Origin of the sequence: Escherichia sp. E3659 (assembly GCF_005781135.1) — a bacterium.
Classification (GTDB): domain Bacteria; phylum Pseudomonadota; class Gammaproteobacteria; order Enterobacterales; family Enterobacteriaceae; genus Escherichia.
The window spans coordinates 15537-34393 of the sequence record NZ_VATQ01000002.1 but is presented as its reverse complement, the minus strand read 5'-3'; the positions used below and the strand labels follow the sequence as shown (position 1 = coordinate 34393).

Sequence of the window (18857 nt, the reverse complement as noted above, 5' to 3'; positions counted from 1 at the left end):
TCACACGCTTAGTTCATGCCGAGACGAATCAGGTCCAGAGGTGCGAGTTTTTCATCACAACCTTCAACTACTACGGTTTTACCGCGGCGGATTTGCTCTGCGGTCAGACCTTCAGTATCAATCGACAGGATCTTGCCAGTGTGACCGGTGCCGCTAACCATAACACGGCTGCCAGTAGTGATTGCGTTACGGTTACGATCGTAGGTCGTCATAGGTGTTTTCTCCTTTCTGATTTACAGTCGAAGCCCACGTAACGGGCGCAATATAAATACTCCTGTCGAGTGAATTTTTTTTTGTTTATGATCAAGTTCACATCTTTTTTGATGCTTGCATAAACCAGAAGAAGGGGATGAACTCTCACCCCGAATGGGATGAGAGGTAAAGAATTACTCTTCGCTGAACCAGTCGCTATTTTCCTGGCGTATTAGCTGTACGGACTCGCTAATCTCCTGCAAATGCAATGCCATTGCCTTTTCAACGGCATCACCATCATGTGTTTGCAGCGCAGAGAAAATATCCATGTGCTGGCGAAGCAGCATTTCCGGCGGCGAAACGTGGTCAAAACTCATGTAGCGCACCCGGTCAACGGTCGCTTTCAGGTTTTCAATGGTGTCCCACGCGAGCTGACAGTCAGCAATATCGGTAAGGAGTTGATGGAAGTTGTCATCAAGTTCAAAAAAATCATCCAGTTGTTTGCGCTCAATGGCAATGCGTTGCTGGTGAAGATTTTGCTCAAGTTGGTAGTACTGGCTTTCAGTGATCATGCTCGCTGCCCGCCGAGCCACCGCGCACTCAATGGCCTGTCGAATAAAACTGCCATTGCGAACCTGGGTCATGGAGATTTTATTGACGTAGCTGCCACGCTGCGGGCGAATTTGAATCAGGCCGTTTTCAGCCAGTTTAATGAAGGCTTCGCGAACCGGCTGGCGTGACACATTGAAACGAACAGAAACTTCTTTTTCCGACAATGGCGTACCTGGTGCAATCAGACAATGCACAATGTCGCGGCGAAGAATACGGTAAATTTGCTGATTGACAGGCTGTGTGGGATTAAGTTGTGTTTCGACGGTCATTCGTTATTGCTTTTGAGTGGGTTAACTGCAAGAGTCTACCACTTTTTTGTGACAAGCAATAACCCGGCGGTGAGGCCGGGTATAAAAATTAATGCCGATGGACATTCAACCCGGCATAGCTTTGGGTAACCGGCATCATTTCCAGGGTATTGATGTTAACGTGAGCGGGGAGAGTGGCTACCCACCAGACGGCTTCACTGACATCTTCTGGCGTCAGTGCAACGGTATTTTGATAGGTTTTTTCTGCTTTGCCGTCATCGCCTTTAAAGCGGACATTGGAAAATTCGGTACCACCCACCAGCCCGGGTTCGATGTCTGTGACACGTACTGCCGTACCGTGCAGATCTGTGCGTAGATTCAGGCTGAACTGACGAACAAACGCTTTTGTCGCGCCGTAGACGTTGCCACCTGCATATGGCCAGCTACCCGCCGTTGAACCAATGTTAATAATGTGACCACGATTGCGCTCAACCATGCCCGGCAGGACTGCGCGCGTCATATACACGAGGCCCTTATTGTTGGTATCAATCATGGTTTCCCAGTCTTCAACGCTCGCTTTATGTGCAGGTTCCATACCCAGCGCCAGTCCAGCATTGTTCACCAGAATATCAATGTCACTCCACTCGGCAGGAAGCAATGCCAGCATTTCTTCAATGGCGGCGCGGTTACGGACGTCCAGTTGGGCAATATACAGATTATCGCCCAGCTCGTCTTTTAACTCCTGCAACCGCTCCTGACGACGGCCAGTGGCGATAACTTTATGCCCTTGTTGAATAAAACGACGAGTAATGCATTCACCAAAACCTGCCGTTGCTCCAGTTACTAAAACGATCATCTCACTGTTCCTCAACGCTTTTGTGTGTCACTAACATAGCACGTGATGCTTAAGAGCGGGTAATACTGGTTTGCAACATTGCACTCCGTTATCAGTAAGCCTACGCTATGGAACACCTCGTTTTCAGGAGTAGAAAATGTCAACGACGAATCCTTTTCTTACGCAGAGCACGCTGCCTTATATGGCGCCCCATTTTGATCAGATTGCAAATCATCACTATCGCCCGGCATTCGACGAGGGGATGCGGCAGAAGCGGGTTGAGATAGAAGCGATAGCGTTAAACCCACAGACGCCCGATTTTACTAACACTATTCTGGCTCTTGAAAAGAGCGGGGAATTACTCACTCGTGTGACCAGCGTCTTCTTCGCTATGACCTCGGCGCATACCAACGATGAATTACAGCGTCTTGATGAACAGTTCTCGGCAGAACTTGCAGAACTGGCTAATGACATTTACCTGAACGGCGAATTGTTCGCTCGGGTCGATGCCATCTGGCAGCGCCGTGAATCTCTGCGTCTTGATAGCGAATCTATTCGACTGGTCGAGGTGATTCATCAACGTTTTGTTCTTGCCGGGGCCAAACTTGCAGAGGCCGATAAGGCAAAATTAAAAGTGCTGAATACAGAGGCGGCGACCCTTATCAGTCAGTTTAACCAGCGGTTATTAGCGGCGAACAAATCCGGTGGGCTGGTGGTTGACGATATTGGGCAACTGGCCGGGATGAGTGAGCAAGATATTGCCCTGGCGGCGGATGCAGCGCGCGAGAAAGGTCTGGATAATAAGTGGCTTATCCCACTGCTGAATACCACCCAGCAACCGGCGCTTGCCGAACTGCGCGATCGCGCGACGCGTGAAAAACTGTTCACTGCGGGCTGGACTCGGGCAGAAAAAAAAGACACTAACGATACCCGTGCCATTATTCAACGGCTGGTGGAGATCCGCGCGCAGCAGGCTAAACTGCTTGGTTTCCCTCATTATGCTGCGTGGAAAATCGCCGACCAGATGGCAAAAACACCCGAAGCAGCACTTAACTTCATGCGTGAAATTGTCCCGGCCGCGCGTAAGCGAGCAGACGATGAACTGGCGTCTATTCAGGCGGTTATCGATAAGCAGCAAGGCGGATTTAGCGTCCAGCCATGGGACTGGGCATTTTATGCCGAGCAGGTAAGACGCGAGAAATTCTGTCTCGATGAAGCGCAGCTCAAGCCTTATTTCGAATTGAACACAGTGTTGAATGAGGGGGTATTCTGGACTGCAAATCAGCTTTTCGGCATTAAATTTGTCGAGCGCTTTGATATACCGGTCTATCACCCGGATGTGCGCGTATGGGAAATATTTGACCATAACGGAGTCGGTCTTGCGCTATTTTACGGTGATTTCTTTGCCCGTGATTCCAAAAGCGGCGGCGCGTGGATGGGGAATTTTGTTGAGCAATCTACGCTCAATGACACACGTCCCGTTATTTACAATGTTTGCAATTATCAGAAACCAGCGACAGGCGAACCTGCATTGTTATTGTGGGACGATGTTATAACCTTATTCCATGAATTTGGTCATACGCTGCACGGCCTGTTTGCCAGCCAACGTTATGCGACGCTTTCTGGCACCAACACGCCGCGTGATTTCGTCGAGTTCCCTTCACAAATCAACGAACACTGGGCGACAAATCCGCAGGTATTCTCTCGCTATGCGAGGCATTACCAAACCGGAGAAACCATGCCGGAAGAGTTACAACAGAAAATGCGCAATGCCAGCCTGTTCAATAAAGGCTACGAGATGAGCGAGTTACTTAGCGCTGCGCTTCTTGATATGCGCTGGCATTGTCTGGAGGAGAATGAAGCACGCCAGGACGTGGACGATTTCGAGCTTCGGGCGCTGGCGGCGGAAAACATGGATCTTCCCGCTGTACCGCCGCGTTATCGCAGTAGTTATTTCGCTCACATTTTTGGTGGCGGATATGCGGCGGGTTACTACGCGTATCTGTGGACGCAAATGCTGGCAGACGATGGTTATCAATGGTTTGTCGAGGAGGGTGGTTTAACGCGTGAAAATGGGCAACGTTTTCGCGATGCTATCCTTTCCAAAGGTAATAGCGAAGATTTAGAACACCTGTATTGCCAATGGCGAGGTAAGGCACCACAGATTACACCGATGCTGCAACATCGCGGCTTGAACGTATAATTTTGCAAGAGTAAGCCGGATTGACTGCAATCCGGCTTACAAATTAATGTCGTTGTAAATTTTTATCGATAATAACCTGTGGTCGGGGAATTATCTTAAGTTTATTATTTATTCTGCAATATTATGCTGTTGATAATAATTTTCATCACTTAATAAAATTTAGGTTTTAATCGGCTGATTTTAACCGAGTTATGATAATTAGACTAATTCTTAGTGGCCATTTCACAAAACAACAACCAGACTTAATAAGTTAAACTAAACGCCATTAAGGAGTCAGTATGAAATTTCAGGCTATTATATTAGCGAGTTTTCTTGTCATGCCTTATGCGTTGGCAGATGAACAGGGTGGTTTAAAACAGGATACGGCGCCACCGCCGCCGCATGCAATAGAAGATGGCTATCGCGGAACCGACGATGCGAAAAAAATGACCGTTGATTTCGCGAAAACGATGCATGATGGCGCTTCAGTTTCATTGCGGGGTAATTTGATTTCTCATCAGGGAGAAGACCGTTACGTTTTCCGCGATAAGAGCGGTGAAGTTAATGTTGTTATTCCTGCCGCTGTCTTTGATGGGCGAGAAGTTCAGCCTGACCAGATGATCAACATTAGCGGGAGTCTGGATAAAAAAAGCTCCCCAGCAGTCGTACGGGTTACCCATCTGCAGAAATAGTCATAAAAATAAATTAGCCTTATGGCCCAATATGTTGGGTCACTGGGCTTTTGTTGTTTTGGCTGTTTATCTGCGTTTTACCAGCGAAAGTGCAGAGGCAGTTACAGAGTTAAACACTTTTTTTCTGGCAATTTAGTTCTAAATCACAATGTTATCTTTAACATCACTTCCGGATTAGGATTTCTATTAAAATATTGACGTAAGTTTTCTTTTCTCCAGTTAGAATAAAGCGCACAAGGAACTGTGAAAAAGGAGTGGCAATGATCAAGAAGACAACGGAAATCGATGCCATCTTGTTAAATCTCAATAAGGCTATCGATGCCCACTACCAATGGCTGGTGAGTATGTTTCATAGCGTGGTCGCGAGAGATGCCAGTAAGCCAGAAATAACGGATAGCCATTCTTATGGGCTGTGCCAGTTTGGTCGGTGGATTGATCATCTGGGGCCACTCGATAACGATGAATTACCTTACGTTCGGCTAATAGATTCTGTCCATCAACATATGCATAACTGTGGTCGGGAATTAATGCTGGCTATTGTTGAAAATCGCTGGCAGGACGCTCATTTTGAAGAATTTCAGGAAGGGTTGCTTTCTTTTACCGCAGCATTAACAGATTACAAAATTTATTTGCTGACTATTCGTAGCAATATGGATGTATTGACGGGATTACCTGGTCGTCGGGTACTTGATGAATCCTTTGATCATCAATTACGTAATGCTGAACCATTAAATCTTTATTTAATGCTGCTGGATATAGACCGATTTAAATTGGTTAATGATACCTACGGGCATTTAATCGGTGATGTGGTATTACGAACCCTGGCGACTTACTTAGCCGGTTGGACGCGTGACTACGATACGGTTTATCGCTATGGTGGTGAAGAGTTTATTATTATCATCAAAGCGCAAAATGATGATGAGGCGTGTCGTGCTGGGCTACGTATTTGTCAGTTAGTCGATAACCATGCCATAGCGCATCCTGGCGGACATATCCCAATAACAGTGACCGCTGGCGTGAGCCGCGCATTTCCTGAAGAACCGTTGGATGTGGTTATTGGAAGGGCTGACAGAGCAATGTACGAAGGCAAGCAGACCGGAAGAAATCGCTGCATGTTTATTGATGAGCAGAGTGTGATAGCCCGAGTTTAAGCTCTGTTTAACATTCATTGAGAAAAATAATGCTACTGTGTCAAAGAACCGTTACCAGTGCAGAGAAATGCCTGATAGCGTAAAAGCAAAACACAAATCGATCCATGCAAGCATTCACCGCCGGTTTACTGGCGGTTTTTTTTTCGCCGTCAAAAAATCAGGCCCCTTGCACGCAACTGTAACAAGGGGCCGGTTAGGTGAGGGATTATCTCCGTTCATTAGTCATCCCATTTGTAGCTGAAATATGCGGCCAGAAAGCCAGAAAACAAAATTATTCCCAGAACAGCTATAAAAACATTCATATTACCCAACATTATTTTCCTCCGTTTATTGTGTGGTGTGTTTCCTCGCTTACCTTAATTTTCATTTCAATGAGAAAGATATTAGCAGAGATTACCTAAACAAAGGCTGAATCAGGCGGTTATTGTGATGGGGAACGGCTGTTTTTACGATATTGCGAAGGGGATAATAAAAAACGTTGGTGAAAGTGATGACGCAATAACGCTGAATTGCCAAAACCCGTCAGCTCGGCAATTTTATCGATGTTAAAAGCCGAATTTTGCAGATAATCCTGTACGCGTATTAAGCGCTCATTGAGCAGCCAGCGGGCGGGCGTCATGCCGGTTAACGCCTCAAAACGTCTCAAAAAAGTGCGCGGACTCATATTTACCCGCTCGGCGAGGGAAGACACAGTATGTGTTTGTGCCAGATTCTGCTGCAAAAAGTCGAATAATGCACCTAACGTCTGGCTTTCACGCGGTGAGGCCATTGGGCGCGTCAGATTTTGTGGTTGATCCCCCTGGCGATGTGGCTGTATGACCAGCCGCCGGGCGACATTATTAGCAATCTCATGGCCAAAATCTTTGCGCACGATATGTAAACACAGATCGATCCCCGCAGCGCTTCCGGCGGAGGTCATCACTTGTCCTTCATCCTGATATAACACATTGTCACTTACGCTGATTGAAGGGTAACGGTGCCGGAGTTGTTCAGTGTAGCGCCAGTGGGTGGTCGCTTTTCGCTGGTGAAGAAGGCCCGCAGCGGCAAGGACAAACACGCCAGAGCATATCGATACCAGGCGAGTACCGCGCTGGTGTGCCTCGCGCAATGCCTGACATAGCATCTCTGGCACTTTTGCATCTATTCCGCGCCAGCCAGGAATAATAACCATATCGGCGTTGGGCAATAATTCCAGCCCTCCATCTGCCACCACGTGGATCCCCCCGGTGGCTTGCAGCGCACCAGGCTCTACCGCAGCAACGGCAAAACGATACCAGTTATCGCCCAGTTCCGGTCGTGGCAGGCCGAATATTTCAACGGCTACGCCAAATTCGAAAGTACATAGCCCGTCATAAGCCAGTGCAACGACCAGCGGACGTTGTAACGTTGTCATCATTTTGCTCTTTTCTGGCATATCGGGAGGCGGTCAGTGAAAAGTAGATTGGTTACATTATTGTTAACACAACAAACCAAAAGGAAAAAGCACTATGCGTTATGTCACTGAATTTACCACAGCGAAGCCAGAAGTTGCTGAGGCGCATTTTCTCGCGCGCTTGAGTGTCGAAACAGATTGTGCCGATGTTCATGACTCTCTGGCTTATATTGGCGATGATTTCGTTTTACTTCATGTGGTTGGTCGTGAAGAGGACTTCGCGCGTCGGCATATCCCAGGCGCTCTCCATCTACCCCATAAGCAAATGACCGCAGAGAGAATGGCCGAATGGCCGGACGATACTCTATTTGTGGTGTATTGTGCGGGGCCACATTGTAACGGTGCAGACCGTGCGGCACTCAAACTGGCTCGACTCGGAAAGCCGGTTAAAATCATGCTTGGCGGGATAACCGGCTGGGAAGATGAAGGCTATGCCTTTGCCTCAGAATAATGATTAGCAAAGCCGTGCCAGCAGTGGCACGGCACGAATGTCAACAGAGTGCTGGCTGCCCCTGGGGTCTGGCGTTAATACCTTTTAACATCAGCGCCCACGCGGCAATGATGACTACCGCCAGGATGATAAACAGCGAGGAAGACGGGAGAGTGGTCAGTACCACACCACTCACTAATGGATTTACCGCTGCACCCAACCAGCCTAATGACTGAGCGGAAAAATAGCTGGCTTTCATTCCAGGCGGCGCAATATGGTCAATCAACATATACTCACCGGGAGCATAAATAATTTCACCAACAGTAAATACCGCGGCTGAAATTCCCCACAATAGCAGGCTGTTTCCGGAAAAAATAAAACCGACCAGACCGACGACAAAACAGAGTGTGCCTACCGTCATCAGCGCGCGGATGTTGGTCGGGTTAATTCGTCGCCCAACGGAATACTGCAACGTAACCACCATCGCGGCATTAACAGGCAGGACCACTGCGACCACTTTTTCAGCAAAACCACTATCCGCTATCACCATCACATATTGCGAGATACAAGAGGCAAAGGCACCGCTCACGAAAGAAGCCAGAAAGGCCGAGCAGGTGAACCACAGCAGCGCTTTATCCCGTAACAAAACCTTTGGCGACCAGACGCTGCCTGTTTCTGTGGCGATGATTTTCTCGCTGCGCTTTACCCAAATTTGAATGAAAACCATGGGAAACGCTGAGCAGATAGCTGCCAGCCAAAAGGGCAGATTGATGCTCTGCATGACTAACAGGGTGCCGAGTGGTGGGCCGACGGTCCAGCCAATGTTGAGCATGGTGTAGTTGATCGAGAAGATCTTCGTTTTGCTGGTAGATGAAAGATTGTCGGCAAACCAGGCTTTCAATACAGTGGCAAAAACGGAATAGGCACAGTTGATGAGTGCGAAAAAAAGTACCACCAGCGTGACGCTGTCCACCAGGGGAATGGCAATAAAACCGCTGGCGAAGGCCGTAATTGCCAGTAACATATAGCGTTTCTTGTCGAACTTATCCGCCAGGATACCAAAACCGAGGCTAAAAACGACGCCAATAGTGAGCGCAATTGTCATCGCATAACCAATGAGATCGACACCCAGACTGTACTGGCGACTCAAGTAAATAGTCATAAATGGCAGCGTAGCGCCGCGTCCGATAGTTAATAACAACGACGAGGCGAGAAGGGCGCAAGTAGAGCGTCTCAGAGATAAGTTCATTTGGCTGTCCGACAATGCATTTCGTTATGTTTTGTTTGTGAGATGTAAAGAAATAGCATGGCAAAAATCCGAAGTATAGCGACTTATTTGCCATTAATGCCGTGGTAAACGGTGATTAACGAATGAACTGTTAAAAAAAAGTAAATTCAGCTAAGTTGATTGCTGACAAAAAATGAAAATTCAGAGGCGGGAAAATGTCGCGGAAAGATGGGTTGTTGGCGCTATTAGTCGTCGTTGTATGGGGGCTTAATTTTGTGGTCATCAAAGTGGGGCTCCATAACATGCCACCGCTGATGCTGGCCGGTTTACGCTTTATGCTGGTCGCCTTCCCGGCAATCTTTTTCGTGGCGCGGCCAAAAGTACCGCTGAATTTACTGCTGGGGTATGGTTTAACTATCAGTTTTGCGCAGTTTGCCTTTCTCTTTTGCGCCATTAACTTCGGTATGCCGGCAGGACTAGCCTCGCTGGTCTTACAGGCTCAGGCGTTTTTTACTATCGTGCTTGGTGCTTTTACTTTTGGCGAACGACTGCACGGTAAGCAACTGGCGGGGATTGCGTTAGCGATTTTTGGCGTACTGGTGTTAATCGAAGATAGCTTTAACGGTCAGCATGTGGCGATGCTCGGTTTTATTTTGACCCTGGCGGCGGCATTTAGTTGGGCGAGTGGCAATATCTTCAATAAAAAGATCATGTCTCATTCATCCCGTCCGGCAGTGATGTCTCTGGTCGTCTGGAGCGCATTAATCCCGATCATCCCGTTTTTTGTCGCCTCGCTCATTCTCGATGGCTCCGAAAAAATGATTCACAGTCTGGTCACTATCGACATGACCACCATTCTGGCGTTGATGTATCTGGCATTTGTGGCGACGATAGTTGGTTATGGGATCTGGGGTACGCTGCTTGGACGCTATGAAACATGGCGTGTCGCACCATTATCATTACTGGTGCCGGTAGTCGGTCTGGCAAGTGCAGCGTTACTGCTGGATGAACGCCTAACAGGCCTGCAATTCTTAGGTGCCGTGCTTATTATGACCGGACTGTATATCAATGTGTTTGGTTTGCGGTGGCGTAAAGCGGTGAAGGTGAGAGGCTAACAAGCCCCGATATGCCGGGGCCTGAATAAACTACATGGCGTGTTGGTTATAATAGGGCACGCCCAGCGCATCCGATTTGTCACTGCCTGTACCCATGTGATTTAAATCGAACGGTGGCTGTTCCTGCGATGGGGGAACAACCACCACATCGCCACAGGAAGTAACGACCGGTTGCGAGGTTTGTTCCGCAAAGCTCTGCGCGGAAAAGAGAATAAGCGCGGTTACCATTGCGGATAAAAGTGGTTTCATGATTGCCTCAGTGACGTTGTCACATTTTTATTAACTGTTGTAATGATTCAATGGATGCAAATACCGCGACTCGCACTGCATATTGGTCATCCGATATTTATGCGGTGGAACATCAAAGTAATTTTTGAAGGTGCGAGTCAGCGTTTGCTGTGACTCGAAACCATAACGTTCTGCCAGATAGAGGATGGGCTCGTTACTTTCTTTCAGCTTTTGCGCGATTTCTGTCATCTTACGGCTGCGGATGTATTGACCTAATGAATGGCCGGTTTCTTTTTTAAACATCCGTTGCAGGTGCCATTTGGAATAACCTGAACGCTCTGACACTTTTTCCAGTGACAGTGGTGATTCCAGGTTGTCCTCGATCCAGTCCAAAATGCTATGAATGGTAATAGCGTCAGTATTGCGTCTGGACATCGTCATACCTCTTTTTTTGTTTACGGCAGGACTTTCTTAAGCAAATGCTCAAGCGTTGCCACTTCGTCCGCCGTCAGGTTTTTTGTTAATTCTTGATGCAGGTCCTGGCCAACTAATTGATGGCATTGTTCACATATTGCCGCGCCGCTGCTGGTAAGTTTCACCAACACGCCGCGCTTGTCATTCGGGTTAGGCAACCGCTCAATCCAGCCTTTGCAAACCAGGCGATCCAACATGCGGGTCAGCGCGCCAAGGTCAACCGAAAGGACTTTTTTCAGCTCAACGGGAGTAATGCACGCCGCGCAGCGGATAGAGCAGAGCACCTTAAACTGTGCCGCGGTGATATCGAGCGGTGACAGATAATCGTTAAGCAGACGGTCTTTCTTCTGATTAACCATATGGATTAAGCGACCTAATGGGATGATTTCATTGAACAGGTCGCTGGTACTTTTCACAATGGTTGCCCTGGCAAGTAATTAGTTGCAGGGGATAATATTGCCCAGGCAAGTATAAGTCAAACGAATGAATCCCTTGATGCCACGATTTGCTAAATCGGTTCAAGTATTGCGCAGTGTGCTGCAAGATTAGTTAAAGAGTGAAACTTTCTCCTTGTTTACCCTTTATACTTTTCGCAGATAACTAGCGACACAGGATGACAACCACCAATGTTAGATTTGTTTAAAGCGATAGGCCTGGGGCTGGTGGTGTTATTGCCGTTAGCTAACCCGTTAACTACCGTAGCGTTGTTTCTCGGGCTTGCGGGTAACATGAACACCGCCGAACGTAATCGTCAGTCATTAATGGCCTCGGTATATGTTTTTGCCATCTTGATGGTGGCGTACTATGCCGGACAACTGGTGATGGACACATTCGGGATTTCGATTCCCGGTCTGCGTATTGCTGGCGGCTTAATTGTCGCGTTTATTGGTTTCCGTATGCTCTTCCCCCAGCAAAAAGCGATTGACTCACCGGAGGCGAAAAGCAAATCCGAAGAGCTGGAAGATGAACCCAGTGCCAACATCGCCTTTGTTCCACTGGCAATGCCAAGTACCGCTGGACCGGGGACCATTGCGATGATCATCAGTTCGGCGTCCACAGTACGTCAGAGTTCAACCTTCGCAGACTGGGTACTGATGGTTGCGCCGCCGCTGATTTTTTTTCTGGTTGCGGTCATTTTGTGGGGAAGCCTACGTAGCTCTGGCGCAATTATGCGTCTGGTGGGCAAGGGGGGAATTGAAGCGATCTCCCGCCTGATGGGCTTCTTACTGGTGTGTATGGGGGTGCAGTTTATTATTAACGGCATCCTGGAAATCATTAAAACGTACCATTAAAAAAGGCCCGAATGGGCCTTTCAACTATTGTGTCTGTTCTTCGAGTTTCACTGGCCAGCGGCGGAATATGACGATTGACCATATTAACGCAGCGAGAGCAGGCACCGCGCCAACATAGCCAATCATCGACATCGACCAGTGAAGACTCACCTGATTACCCACCAGCGCCCCGGCGCCGATACCAATATTAAATATTCCCGAAAATAGCGCCATCGCAACGTCGGTAGCATCCGGTGCCAGCGCCAGCACTTTTACCTGCATCCCAAGGCCGATGATCATCATCGCAATCCCCCAGAAAACGCTCAGTACGCCGAGGTGCATCTCACTGTTCGCCGCAGGTAACAGTAGCGCCAGGCACACCAGCAATAACGCAATTGCCGTACTCACCAGCGTAGACGCATACTGATTGCCGAGTTTGCCGAAAATCAGGCTACCAATGATGCCTGCGCCTCCGAGCATTAACAGCAATGCGGTGGCAAAATTGGCGCTGAACCCAGCTACGTTTTGCACAAAAGGCTCGATATAGCTGTATGCCGTGTAATGCGCGGTAACCACTACTACCGTCAACAAATAAATGCTCATCAATGCCGGGCGGCGGAACAGTTGCGGAAGACTTTTCAACGACCCGGAATGCTCGCTGGGGAGTAATGGAAGTAACTTAATCAGGCATAGCAGGGTGATAAGCGCTCCAATACCAATGGCAAAAAACGTCGTTCGCCAGCCGAAATATTGCCCCACAATTCGACCAATGGGTAAACCTAATACCATTGCCAGTGCTGTACCGGTAGCAATTAAACTCAACGCCTGCGCTCGTTTACCTGCTGGCGCCATGCGAATCGCCAGAGACGCCGTTATCGACCAGAAAATAGCATGTGCGAAAGCAACGCCGATTCGACTGATCACCAGAACGGTAAAGCTCCACGATAAAAATGACAGCACATGGCTGGCAATAAACACCACAAACAGGCAGATCAGCAATTTGCGGCGTTCAACCTGACTGGTCATTAGCATAAAAGGCAATGACATTAGCGCTACTACCCATGCATAAATGGTCAACATGATGCCGACCTGAGCAGTTTGCATGTGAAAACTTTGCGCAATGTCAGAAAGCAGGCCAACAGGGACAAATTCGGTAGTATTGAAGATGAAGGCGGCTACTGCCAGCGTAACTACCCGTAGCCACGCCACTTTGCGGGAAACAGTGTTTGTTGTCATAACAGATTATCGGGTGAGTTGCAAAAAGGTGATGAAATGATCTTAAAACGGTTAATGATGTGAATACAATGACTTTGTGATCTACATCTCATTTTGCCGCTTCATGCTGTTCCAGCGATGTGTCAAGCAGTTCAATAAACGCCTCAAGCTGACGAGTCTTCGCGCCACGACGCCAGACCAGCCATGTCGTTAACCAACGCCATTGCTCATCTAATGGCCAGGCTTCAACCTGATGATGCCCCGGCATACTTTCCAGCATGGAACGAGGAATAAGCGCAATTCCCGCTCCGGCGATAACACAGGCCAGCATACCGTGATATGACTCCATCTCATGAATTGTCCCCGGCGCTGCGCCGTCGGCATGAAACCAGCTCTCAAAGTGGCGGCGATACGAGCAGTTAGCGCGGAAGGCATAGATATTACAACCATTAACCTGACTGGCGCGGGTAACGGGAGTATGTCCTTGCGGCGTAACGATCATCAACTCCTCGCGGTACACCGGCATCCCGTCAATGGCTGTATGGTTAATCGGACCATCAATAAATGCCGCATTCAGTTTTCCCTCAAGTACACCGTCCAGCATAGTTCCGGAAGGGCCAGTGGAAAGGGAAAACTGAATTTTAGGATAACGACGGTTAAATTCTGCCAGTGTAGCTGGGATGCGTACCGCTGCGGTGCTTTCCAGCGAACCGAGAGAAAACAAGCCTTGTGGCTCATCGCCAGCGACAACGCTCCGCGCTTCATCCACTAACGCGAGAATTTGTTGGCTATAGCGTAAAAAGTTATGCCCGGCAGGCGAGAGACGTAAACGCTGATTCTCGCGAATAAACAGTTCAACGCCGAGTTCTGTTTCCAGCTGGCGGATACGGGTAGTCAGGTTAGATGGCACACGATGCACTTTTGCTGCCGCCTGGGTAATGCTGCCAGCCTCGGCAACGGCGTTAAACATCTCCAGTTGGGTCAGATCCATAGCATTCTCAATTCGTGAACAAGTGACTTAATATTATTCATTTTTACGAAAGAGTAAATTTGCGTATCTTCACACCATAACTCACGAAGGAGATACCCGGATGACCATTACTCCGCTTACCCATGCTATTTCAATAAATCCAGCCAATGGCGAACAACTTTCTGCACTGCCGTGGGCTGGCGCTGACGATATTGAACACGCACTTCGGCTCGCGGCGGCAGGCTTTCGCGACTGGCGCGTAACAAACGTAGATTATCGCGCAGAAAAACTGCGTGATCTCGGTAAGGCTTTGCGCGCCCGTAGCGAAGAGATGGCGCAAATGATCACTCGAGAAATGGGGAAACCGATCAAACAGGCGCGTGCCGAAGTGGCGAAATCAGCAAACTTGTGCGACTGGTATGCAGAGCATGGCCCGGCAATGCTGAAGAGCGAACCTACGCAGGTAGAAAATCAGCAAGCGGTTATTGAATATCGTCCTATGGGGACGATCCTGGCGATTATGCCGTGGAACTTTCCGTTATGGCAGGTGATGCGAGGGGCTGTTCCCATTATCCTGGCAGGTAACGGTTATTTGCTTAAGCATGCGCCAAATGTGATGGGCTGTGCACAGTTAATTGCTCAGGTCTTTAACGATGCAGGTATCCCACAAGGCGTATATGGCTGGTTGAATGCCGACAATGACGGTGTAAGCCAGATGATTAAAGACCCGCGCATTGCTGCGGTTACAGTCACCGGAAGTGTCCGTGCGGGAGCAGCCATTGGCGCGCAGGCTGGGGCGGCGCTGAAAAAATGTGTGCTTGAACTGGGCGGTTCCGACCCGTTTATTGTGCTTAACGATGCCGATCTGGACCTGGCCGTGAAAGCCGCGGTTGCCGGACGTTATCAGAATACCGGGCAGGTTTGTGCAGCAGCAAAACGCTTTATCCTCGAAGAGGGGATTGCCTCTGCATTTACCGAACGTTTTGTAGCGGCGGTATCGGCGTTGAAAATGGGCGATCCGAGTCATGAGGAAAACGACCTCGGACCGATGGCGCGTTTCGATTTGCGTGATGAGCTACATCATCAGGTTGAAAAATCACTGGCACAGGGCGCCCGTCTGTTACTCGGAGGGGAAAAGGTAGCAGGCGCAGGAAACTACTATCCGGCAACGGTTCTGGCAGACGTCACGCCAGAAATGACCGCGTTTCGTGAAGAATTGTTTGGACCCGTCGCGGCAATCACCATTGCTAAAGATGCTGAACATGCGCTTAAACTTGCTAATGACAGCGAGTTTGGACTTTCTGCAACCATTATTACCTCTGATGTAGCACTGGCGAAACAAATGGCAGCACGTCTGGAATGTGGAGGGGTGTTTATCAATGGTTTCAGCGCCAGTGATGCACGGGTAGCGTTTGGCGGTGTGAAGAAGAGCGGCTTTGGTCGTGAACTTTCCCATTTTGGGTTACATGAGTTCTGTAATATCCAGACGGTATGGAAAGACCGGATCTGACGTCACATATTTAGCTCTGTTATACTCGCAGGTCTTTTCAGACCTGCAAGCAAGGAGCAGAGAGTGGCAGTCGCCATGGATAATGCAATTTTAGAAAACATTTTGCGGCAAGTACGTCCGCTAATTGGTCAGGGGAAAGTCGCGGATTATATTCCGGCACTGGCAACGGTAGAGGGTTCCCGACTGGGCATTGCTATCTGTACCGTTGACGGACAGCTTTTTCAGGCCGGAGACGCGCAAGAGCGTTTTTCAATTCAGTCTATTTCCAAAGTGCTCAGTCTCGTTGTTGCAATGCGTCATTACTCCGAAGAAGAGATTTGGCAACGTGTGGGCAAAGATCCGTCGGGATCGCCTTTCAATTCCCTGGTGCAACTTGAAATGGAGCAGGGTATTCCACGAAATCCTTTTATTAATGCCGGTGCGCTGGTGGTCTGCGACATGCTGCAAGGGCGATTAAGCGCCCCACGGCAACGTATGCTGGAAGTGGTGCGTGGACTAAGCGGTGTGTCTGATATTGCCTACGATACGGTGGTCGCGCGTTCAGAGTTCGAGCATTCTGCGAGAAATGCGGCGATAGCCTGGCTGATGAAGTCGTTTGGCAATTTCCATCATGATGTGACAACAGTACTGCAAAACTACTTTCACTACTGTGCACTAAAAATGAGCTGCGTTGAGCTGGCCCGAACGTTTGTCTTTCTGGCAAATCAGGGGAAGGCTATTCATATCGATGAGCCCGTGGTGACGCCAATGCAGGCGCGACAAATTAACGCGCTGATGGCAACCAGTGGTATGTACCAGAACGCGGGCGAGTTTGCCTGGCGGGTGGGACTTCCGGCGAAATCTGGCGTTGGTGGCGGTATTGTGGCGATCGTCCCACATGAAATGGCCATTGCGGTCTGGAGTCCGGAACTGGATGACGCAGGTAACTCTCTTGCCGGTATTGCAGTACTTGAACAATTGACGAAACAATTAGGACGCTCGGTTTACTAATGCAGTCTCTTGATCCACTCTTCGCGCGTTTATCCCGTTCAAAATTTCGCTCCCGCTTTCGTTTAGGCGTGAAGGAGCGTCAGTATTGTCTGGAGAAGGGCGCGCCGGTTATCGAACAACATGCGGCAGATTTTGTCGCTAAACGTCTTGCCCCGGCCTTACCGGCGAACGATGGCAAGCAAACTCCCATGCGCGGGCATCCGGTGTTTATTGCCCAGCATGCTACAGCAACATGTTGTCGCGGCTGTCTGGCTAAGTGGCACAACATTCCGCAGGGTGTTTCGTTAAGTGAGGAACAACAACGTTATATTGTGACGGTTATCTACCACTGGCTGGTTATTCAGATGAATCAGCCATAAGAATGTCAGATTTCGACAAAGCCGTATCGGATTAATATCTTTATTTGTCACCGCTGCCAGTGAACATGCTATCCTTTATGAGAATTTACTTATTGCGTTAAAATAATTGCAGCCTGCAATTGTATGGACAGATAATTAATGCGTGTACACCCCATCTCAACTTTCCATTTGTTCCTGGAAGGCCATTTGCTACGTAATAGCATCGCGATTTTTGCGCTAACCACGCTGTTCTATTTTGTTGGTGCAGAGTTACGTCTGGTTCATGAACTCTCTCTCTTCTGGCCGCTGAATGGTGTGATGGCAGGGGTTTTTGCCCGGTATGTCTGGCTCAATCGACTGCATTACTATGCAATCAGTTACGTGGCGATGCTGGCTTATGATGCGATGACTACCGAATGGGGTTTAGTTTCACTGGTCATCAACTTGTCCAATATGATGTTTATTGTGACCGTGGCTCGGTTAGTGGTGAGGGATAAGCGACTGGGGAAAAATAAGTATGAGCCAGTAAGTGCCTTACGCTTGTTTAATTATTGCCTTATAGCCGCATTATTATGCGCAATTGTCGGGGCGGTTGGTTCAGTAAGTATTGATAGTCTGGATTTCTGGCCCTTACTTGCTGACTGGTTTAGCGAACAGTTTTCGACGGGCGTGTTAATTGTTCCGTGTATGTTGACGCTGGCGATCCCCAGGGCGTTGCCACGCTTTAAAGCAGAACAGATGATGCCGTTTATTGCGCTCATTGTATCGGTCATTGCCTCGGTAGTGATTGGCGGTGCGGGGAGTCTGGCGTTCCCATTGCCTGCATTGATCTGGTGTGCGGTACGCTATACCCCGCAGGTAACGTGTTTGCTGACTTTTTTGACGGGAGCGGTGGAAATCGTGCTGGTGGCAAATTCGGTGATAGATATCGCCGTCGGTTCGCCGTTCTCTATCCCACAAATGTTCTCCGCTCGTCTGGGGATTGCTACCATGGCAATTTGCCCAATCATGGTTTCCTTTAGCGTGGCGGCAATTAATTCGCTGGTTAAGCAAGTTTCTCTGCGTGCCGATTTTGATTTTCTCACCCAGGTTTATTCGCGCTCAGGTCTTTTTGAGGCGTTAAAAAATCCGTCACTACAACAGACACAACATCTGACGGTGATGCTGCTTGATATCGACTATTTCAAAAGCATAAACGACAACTATGGCCATGAATGCGGCGATAAAGTTTTAAGCGTGTTTGCCCGGCATATACAGAAGATAGTTGGTGATAAGGGGCTGGTGGCACGGATGGGCGGCGAAGAATTTGCGGTTGCAGTGCCTTCAGTGAATCCTGTGGATGGTCTGCTGATGGCGGAAAAAATCCGTAAAGGCGTAGAAATGCAACCGTTTATCTGGCAACAAAAAACGCTTTACTTGACGGTTAGCATTGGTGTCGGAAGTGGAAGTGCAACATTTCGTACGTTAATAGATGATTTCAACAAACTAATGGTAGAAGCCGATACTTGTCTTTATCGCTCGAAAAAAGACGGGCGAAATCGTACCAGCACTATGCATTATGGCGAGGAAGTTGTCTGACAAATTTGCGAGTTTTTGTGGGGAACATCTAATTTGTTCTACCAATTTGGACATTTTCCACTTTTACCTCGAGTCATGATTACAAGCTTTAACTTTCCGGAACCTTGACCAGCAGCACATTTTTCGCCAAAAACCGTGAATTGTTCACCGCGAGTTGATCAAAACA

Annotated in this window: 22 protein-coding genes; 10 read left to right on the top strand and 12 right to left on the bottom strand. The window is 48.6% G+C overall.

Annotated elements, in window-relative coordinates:
- Positions 1-8: 8 nt before the first annotated feature.
- The 3 genes from ydfZ to ydfG all read right to left on the bottom strand — a co-directional run bounded on the left by ydfZ (position 9) and on the right by ydfG (position 1908).
- Positions 9-212, bottom strand: coding sequence for a putative selenium delivery protein YdfZ (gene ydfZ, locus FEK47_RS00840; RefSeq protein ID WP_000214710.1), 204 nt, complete (start codon positions 210-212; stop codon positions 9-11).
- Positions 213-386: 174 nt separating this feature from the next.
- A complete protein-coding gene (rspR, locus tag FEK47_RS00835) occupies positions 387-1073 on the bottom strand; it encodes a DNA-binding transcriptional regulator rspR (RefSeq protein ID WP_135487761.1) in 687 nt (228 codons plus the stop codon).
- An 88-nt stretch (positions 1074-1161) separates the two neighbouring features.
- Positions 1162-1908 carry a bifunctional NADP-dependent 3-hydroxy acid dehydrogenase/3-hydroxypropionate dehydrogenase YdfG gene (ydfG, locus tag FEK47_RS00830; protein WP_130224796.1) on the bottom strand — a complete coding sequence of 249 codons (747 nt, stop codon included), beginning with the start codon at positions 1906-1908 and terminating at the stop codon, positions 1162-1164.
- A 136-nt stretch (positions 1909-2044) separates the two neighbouring features.
- Here ydfG and dcp point away from each other — a divergent pair, with 136 nt between their 5' ends.
- From dcp to FEK47_RS00815, 3 genes are all read left to right on the top strand, one after another.
- Positions 2045-4090 carry a peptidyl-dipeptidase Dcp gene (gene dcp / locus FEK47_RS00825; RefSeq protein ID WP_138183072.1) on the top strand — a complete coding sequence of 682 codons (2046 nt, stop codon included), beginning with the start codon at positions 2045-2047 and terminating at the stop codon, positions 4088-4090.
- A gap of 278 nt (positions 4091-4368) precedes the next feature.
- The gene (ydeI, locus tag FEK47_RS00820; RefSeq protein WP_138183071.1) at positions 4369-4761 is read left to right on the top strand and encodes a YdeI family stress tolerance OB fold protein; all 393 of its coding nucleotides are present in this window, start codon (positions 4369-4371) and stop codon (positions 4759-4761) included.
- 260 nt (positions 4762-5021) lie between these two features.
- The gene (locus tag FEK47_RS00815) at positions 5022-5912 is read left to right on the top strand and encodes a diguanylate cyclase (protein ID WP_135487763.1); all 891 of its coding nucleotides are present in this window, start codon (positions 5022-5024) and stop codon (positions 5910-5912) included.
- 114 nt (positions 5913-6026) lie between these two features.
- Here FEK47_RS00815 and FEK47_RS25270 read toward each other — a convergent pair whose 3' ends face one another.
- The 3 genes from FEK47_RS25270 to ftrA form a co-directional block, all read right to left on the bottom strand.
- On the bottom strand, positions 6027-6131 hold the full coding sequence (locus FEK47_RS25270; RefSeq protein WP_240725485.1) for a hypothetical protein: 105 nt from the start codon (positions 6129-6131) through the stop codon (positions 6027-6029).
- Positions 6131-6226: a protein MgtS gene (gene mgtS, locus FEK47_RS00810; RefSeq protein WP_064529968.1), complete on the bottom strand. Its 96-nt coding sequence runs from the start codon at positions 6224-6226 to the stop codon at positions 6131-6133. Before mgtS ends, FEK47_RS25270 begins: the two co-directional genes overlap by 1 nt.
- Positions 6227-6333: 107 nt before the next feature.
- Positions 6334-7305, bottom strand: a complete 972-nt coding sequence (gene ftrA / locus FEK47_RS00805; protein ID WP_135487774.1) for a transcriptional regulator FtrA — start codon at positions 7303-7305, stop codon at positions 6334-6336.
- A gap of 94 nt (positions 7306-7399) precedes the next feature.
- Between ftrA and FEK47_RS00800 the strand changes: the two genes are divergently transcribed.
- Positions 7400-7795 carry a rhodanese-like domain-containing protein gene (locus tag FEK47_RS00800; protein ID WP_001271101.1) on the top strand — a complete coding sequence of 132 codons (396 nt, stop codon included), beginning with the start codon at positions 7400-7402 and terminating at the stop codon, positions 7793-7795.
- Positions 7796-7835: 40 nt separating this feature from the next.
- Here FEK47_RS00800 and ydeE read toward each other — a convergent pair whose 3' ends face one another.
- On the bottom strand, positions 7836-9023 hold the full coding sequence (gene ydeE / locus FEK47_RS00795) for an efflux MFS transporter YdeE (RefSeq protein ID WP_130258980.1): 1188 nt from the start codon (positions 9021-9023) through the stop codon (positions 7836-7838).
- Between the two features lie 194 nt (positions 9024-9217).
- On the opposite strand from ydeE, the gene eamA reads away from it, so the two are divergent.
- Positions 9218-10117: an O-acetylserine/cysteine exporter gene (gene eamA, locus FEK47_RS00790; RefSeq protein ID WP_135405888.1), complete on the top strand. Its 900-nt coding sequence runs from the start codon at positions 9218-9220 to the stop codon at positions 10115-10117.
- Between the two features lie 30 nt (positions 10118-10147).
- Here the strand turns inward: eamA and marB are convergent, their stop codons facing one another.
- From marB to marR, 3 genes are read right to left on the bottom strand one after another with little or no spacing between them, the layout of a single operon-like run.
- A complete protein-coding gene (marB, locus tag FEK47_RS00785; protein ID WP_135487764.1) occupies positions 10148-10366 on the bottom strand; it encodes a multiple antibiotic resistance protein MarB in 219 nt (72 codons plus the stop codon).
- A gap of 30 nt (positions 10367-10396) precedes the next feature.
- The gene (gene marA, locus FEK47_RS00780; protein WP_130209255.1) at positions 10397-10780 is read right to left on the bottom strand and encodes an MDR efflux pump AcrAB transcriptional activator MarA; all 384 of its coding nucleotides are present in this window, start codon (positions 10778-10780) and stop codon (positions 10397-10399) included.
- Positions 10781-10800: 20 nt separating this feature from the next.
- The gene (gene marR / locus FEK47_RS00775) at positions 10801-11235 is read right to left on the bottom strand and encodes a multiple antibiotic resistance transcriptional regulator MarR (RefSeq protein WP_130209253.1); all 435 of its coding nucleotides are present in this window, start codon (positions 11233-11235) and stop codon (positions 10801-10803) included.
- A 210-nt stretch (positions 11236-11445) separates the two neighbouring features.
- Between marR and marC the strand changes: the two genes are divergently transcribed.
- Positions 11446-12111, top strand: coding sequence for an NAAT family transporter MarC (gene marC / locus FEK47_RS00770; protein ID WP_130209251.1), 666 nt, complete (start codon positions 11446-11448; stop codon positions 12109-12111).
- Between the two features lie 24 nt (positions 12112-12135).
- Here marC and ydeA read toward each other — a convergent pair whose 3' ends face one another.
- Positions 12136-13326, bottom strand: coding sequence for an L-arabinose MFS transporter (gene ydeA / locus FEK47_RS00765; RefSeq protein ID WP_138183070.1), 1191 nt, complete (start codon positions 13324-13326; stop codon positions 12136-12138).
- A gap of 88 nt (positions 13327-13414) precedes the next feature.
- Positions 13415-14296 (bottom strand): LysR family transcriptional regulator, encoded by an 882-nt coding sequence (locus FEK47_RS00760; RefSeq protein ID WP_135487765.1) that lies wholly within the window; start codon positions 14294-14296, stop codon positions 13415-13417.
- 100 nt (positions 14297-14396) lie between these two features.
- Between FEK47_RS00760 and sad the strand changes: the two genes are divergently transcribed.
- From sad to FEK47_RS00740, 4 genes are all read left to right on the top strand, one after another.
- A complete protein-coding gene (gene sad / locus FEK47_RS00755) occupies positions 14397-15785 on the top strand; it encodes a succinate-semialdehyde dehydrogenase (RefSeq protein WP_138183069.1) in 1389 nt (462 codons plus the stop codon).
- 63 nt (positions 15786-15848) lie between these two features.
- On the top strand, positions 15849-16775 hold the full coding sequence (glsB, locus tag FEK47_RS00750; RefSeq protein ID WP_064529958.1) for a glutaminase B: 927 nt from the start codon (positions 15849-15851) through the stop codon (positions 16773-16775).
- The gene (locus tag FEK47_RS00745) at positions 16775-17134 is read left to right on the top strand and encodes a DUF4186 domain-containing protein (RefSeq protein ID WP_001191034.1); all 360 of its coding nucleotides are present in this window, start codon (positions 16775-16777) and stop codon (positions 17132-17134) included. The genes glsB and FEK47_RS00745 overlap by 1 nt, the downstream gene beginning before the upstream one ends.
- A 138-nt stretch (positions 17135-17272) precedes the next feature.
- Positions 17273-18691, top strand: a complete 1419-nt coding sequence (locus tag FEK47_RS00740; RefSeq protein WP_135405891.1) for a diguanylate cyclase — start codon at positions 17273-17275, stop codon at positions 18689-18691.
- Positions 18692-18857: the final 166 nt, after the last annotated feature.

Bases quoted from the DNA above. Each gene is read 5' to 3' on its own strand.
- ydfZ (WP_000214710.1), bottom strand. From the start codon at position 212: ATGACGACCTACGATCGTAACCGTAACGCAATCACTACTGGCAGCCGT.
- rspR (WP_135487761.1), bottom strand. From the start codon at position 1,073: ATGACCGTCGAAACACAACTTAATCCCACACAGCCTGTCAATCAGCAA.
- ydfG (WP_130224796.1), bottom strand. From the start codon at position 1,908: ATGATCGTTTTAGTAACTGGAGCAACGGCAGGTTTTGGTGAATGCATT.
- dcp (WP_138183072.1), top strand. From the start codon at position 2,045: ATGTCAACGACGAATCCTTTTCTTACGCAGAGCACGCTGCCTTATATG.
- ydeI (WP_138183071.1), top strand. From the start codon at position 4,369: ATGAAATTTCAGGCTATTATATTAGCGAGTTTTCTTGTCATGCCTTAT.
- FEK47_RS00815 (WP_135487763.1), top strand. From the start codon at position 5,022: ATGATCAAGAAGACAACGGAAATCGATGCCATCTTGTTAAATCTCAAT.
- FEK47_RS25270 (WP_240725485.1), bottom strand. From the start codon at position 6,131: ATGAACGGAGATAATCCCTCACCTAACCGGCCCCTTGTTACAGTTGCG.
- mgtS (WP_064529968.1), bottom strand. From the start codon at position 6,226: ATGTTGGGTAATATGAATGTTTTTATAGCTGTTCTGGGAATAATTTTG.
- ftrA (WP_135487774.1), bottom strand. From the start codon at position 7,305: ATGACAACGTTACAACGTCCGCTGGTCGTTGCACTGGCTTATGACGGG.
- FEK47_RS00800 (WP_001271101.1), top strand. From the start codon at position 7,400: ATGCGTTATGTCACTGAATTTACCACAGCGAAGCCAGAAGTTGCTGAG.
- ydeE (WP_130258980.1), bottom strand. From the start codon at position 9,023: ATGAACTTATCTCTGAGACGCTCTACTTGCGCCCTTCTCGCCTCGTCG.
- eamA (WP_135405888.1), top strand. From the start codon at position 9,218: ATGTCGCGGAAAGATGGGTTGTTGGCGCTATTAGTCGTCGTTGTATGG.
- marB (WP_135487764.1), bottom strand. From the start codon at position 10,366: ATGAAACCACTTTTATCCGCAATGGTAACCGCGCTTATTCTCTTTTCC.
- marA (WP_130209255.1), bottom strand. From the start codon at position 10,780: ATGTCCAGACGCAATACTGACGCTATTACCATTCATAGCATTTTGGAC.
- marC (WP_130209251.1), top strand. From the start codon at position 11,446: ATGTTAGATTTGTTTAAAGCGATAGGCCTGGGGCTGGTGGTGTTATTG.
- ydeA (WP_138183070.1), bottom strand. From the start codon at position 13,326: ATGACAACAAACACTGTTTCCCGCAAAGTGGCGTGGCTACGGGTAGTT.
- FEK47_RS00760 (WP_135487765.1), bottom strand. From the start codon at position 14,296: ATGGATCTGACCCAACTGGAGATGTTTAACGCCGTTGCCGAGGCTGGC.
- sad (WP_138183069.1), top strand. From the start codon at position 14,397: ATGACCATTACTCCGCTTACCCATGCTATTTCAATAAATCCAGCCAAT.
- FEK47_RS00745 (WP_001191034.1), top strand. From the start codon at position 16,775: ATGCAGTCTCTTGATCCACTCTTCGCGCGTTTATCCCGTTCAAAATTT.
- FEK47_RS00740 (WP_135405891.1), top strand. From the start codon at position 17,273: ATGCGTGTACACCCCATCTCAACTTTCCATTTGTTCCTGGAAGGCCAT.